The 2,171-nt window shown below is 67.4% G+C and carries 2 protein-coding genes; both read left to right on the top strand.

Annotation, left to right across the window (positions count from 1 at the left end; genetic code table 11):
- Positions 1-253 precede the first annotated feature (253 nt).
- Entirely contained in the window at positions 254-1,156 is a 903-nt protein-coding gene (locus E1266_RS36920) for an ABC transporter permease (RefSeq protein WP_243719358.1), read from the top strand.
- On the top strand, positions 1,149-1,940 hold the full coding sequence (locus E1266_RS36915; RefSeq protein ID WP_243719355.1) for an ABC transporter ATP-binding protein: 792 nt from the start codon (positions 1,149-1,151) through the stop codon (positions 1,938-1,940). Before E1266_RS36920 ends, E1266_RS36915 begins: the two co-directional genes overlap by 8 nt.
- Positions 1,941-2,171 lie beyond the last annotated feature (231 nt).

Below are 2,171 nucleotides of genomic sequence, written 5' to 3'. Positions count from 1 at the left end.
GGCCGCCATCCGGGGGGACGCCAGGCGGGGGGCCGCCGCTGCGCGGTTGGACGGGCCGAGTGGTTGACGCGCATGACCGGGGTATCCCCAAGGGCGGCGACATGATGCCGCAAAGATCTCAAATCGGGGGTCACATGCGGGCAGACGTCACGCCGGACTCATCGACTGCAATAGGCTTCCGGGCATGAGTCACCCGGAACGACTCGGTTCCTCGGGTGGCGAGTCGGTCGGAACGATCGCGGAGCCTCCTCACGTGAACGAGACGCTGGCCGACTACGCCGCACGTCATGGGCTGAGGCAGAGCGCGGCGCGCCCCCCGCTGCCCAAGTATCTGAAGAGTGTGTGGGCTCGGCGGAACTTCATCTGGGCGTTCGCGTCGGCGAAGAACGTCTCGAAGCACAGCGACTCCCGCCTCGGCCAGGTATGGCAGGTCCTGACGCCGCTGCTGAACGCGGCCGTCTACTACCTGATCTTCGGGCTGCTGCTGAAGCTGAGCCGCGGCGTGCCGGACTTCATCCCGTTCCTGGTGACCGGCGTGTTCCTGTTCGGCTTCACCCAGCGGTCCGTCACCTCCGGCTCCAAGTCGGTCGGCGACAACCTGTCGCTGATCCGGGCGCTGCACTTCCCGCGGGCGACGCTGCCGCTGGCGTACGCGGTCGTGGAGCTGCAGCAGCTGCTGGTGTCGCTGTTCGTCCTGTTCGCCATCATCCTGGCGTTCGGCGAGCCGCTCAGCTTCTACATGCTGCTGTTCGTCCCGATCCTGCTGCTCCAGCTGATGTTCAACGTCGGCATCAGCATGGTCATGGCGCGGCTCGGCGCGTTCAACCGCGACATCACCCAGCTGCTGCCCTTCGTCATGCGGACGTGGCTGTACGCGTCCGGTGTCATCTTCAGCCTGCCGCAGCTCATGGAGCGCAGCGACCTGCTGAAGAACCACGCGTGGCTCGGCGCGCTGCTGGAGGCGAACCCCGCGTACGTGTTCCTGGAGCTGAGCCGGTACGTCCTGCTGGGCGAGTACCGGGGATACGTGCAGTCGACCCTGGGCGTGACCTCCGTGACGCATCTGTGGCTGCTCGCGATCGGCTGGTGCCTGGTCATGCTGATCGGGGGCTTCGTGTACTTCTACCGTGCCGAGGAGCGATACGGCCGTGGCTGACACCAAGGTGCGCGGAGCCATCGAGATCGACCCGAACCGTGAGCCGATCGTCGTGGTGGACGACCTCCACATCGTCTACCGGGTGTTCGGCGCGGGCGGGAAGGGGAACGCCGCCAGCGCGCTCTCCCGGATCGTCCGGCGGCAGCACCGCCCCACGATGACCGAGGTCCACGCGATCAAGGGCCTGTCGTTCGTCGCCTACCGGGGCGAGGCCATCGGGATCATCGGCACCAACGGCTCCGGCAAGTCGACGCTGCTGAAGGCGATCGCGGGGCTCCTCCCCCCGCACAGGGGCGGCGTCTACACCGACGGCCAGCCGTCCCTGCTCGGCGTGAACGCGGCCCTGATGAAGGACCTCACCGGCGAGCGCAACATCGTCCTCGGCTGCCTGGCGATGGGCATGACCCCGGCCGAGACCAAGGCGAAGTACCAGGAGATCGTGAACTTCGCCGGGCTCAAGGAGGGCTTCATCCAGTACCCCATGCGGACGTACTCGTCCGGCATGGGCGCCCGGCTCCGGTTCGCGATCGCCGCGGCCAAGACCCACGACGTGCTGCTGATCGACGAGGCGCTCGCCACCGGCGACGCCAAGTTCAAGAACAAGAGCAAGCGCCGGATCGAGGAGCTGCGCAAGGAGGCCGGCGCGGTGTTCCTCGTCGCCCACCAGCTCGACGTGGTCAAGGAGACCTGCGACCGCGTCATCTGGGTCGACGAGGGCCGGATGCACATGGACGGCGACCCCGAAGAGGTCATCGCCGCCTACACCGAGGCCACCGGCAAGTAAGGACCGAACCGGGTCAGGGCCACTGAAACAGCGGGTCAGTGGCCTGTAAGGCCCCGCGCGAGGGAGCCCGTGGGGCTCGGGTGGCCGGCGGGACCGGTGAGGCCAGTGTGACGCGGAGTTACCGGATCGTCTCTGGATGAAAAGCGAAAGTAGATCTACTTTCGAGGGAGAACCTCAGCGGCGAGGGAGGCTCCCATGGCCGACCGGCTCACCCCCGACTCCCCCCGAACC

It is taken from the genome of Actinomadura sp. 7K534 (genome assembly GCF_004348575.1).
Lineage (GTDB): Bacteria > Actinomycetota > Actinomycetes > Streptosporangiales > Streptosporangiaceae > Spirillospora > Spirillospora livida.
This window is presented reverse-complemented; position numbering and strand designations above follow the sequence as displayed.